This is a genomic window from Frankia sp. Mgl5 (genome assembly GCF_023242985.1).
Taxonomy (GTDB): domain Bacteria; phylum Actinomycetota; class Actinomycetes; order Frankiales; family Frankiaceae; genus Parafrankia; species Parafrankia soli.
In genome coordinates this window covers 1-245 of the sequence record NZ_JALKFY010000287.1, presented here as the reverse complement: position 1 = coordinate 245, position 245 = coordinate 1, and the positions used below count along the sequence as shown (strand labels likewise).

Annotated in this window: 1 protein-coding gene; it reads right to left on the bottom strand. The window is 57.1% G+C overall.

Annotation, left to right across the window (positions count from 1 at the left end):
* On the bottom strand, positions 1-245 hold a 245-nt coding region (locus MXD62_RS09375; RefSeq protein WP_248828971.1), incomplete at both ends, for an ABC transporter substrate-binding protein.

The window sequence follows — 245 nt, the reverse complement described above, 5'->3', positions numbered from 1 at the left end:
GGGCGTCCGTTTACGCCGCCACTGCCGTTAATCTCCTTGACCAACATTTCCACCGCCTGCTTTTCCGGCACGCCTAGCGGGCTATTTGGGCCCGTGAGTGAAAAAATCGCCCCTACTTTAATCGGATCTTTGCTGTCGCCGCTTGCGGGCGCAGCGGTATTCGTTGAAGCAGCGTTCGTTTGGCCACCTGTTTGTGCGGTAGGCTTCGTTCCTCCGGAACAGGCGCTTAGAATCAACAGAGAGGC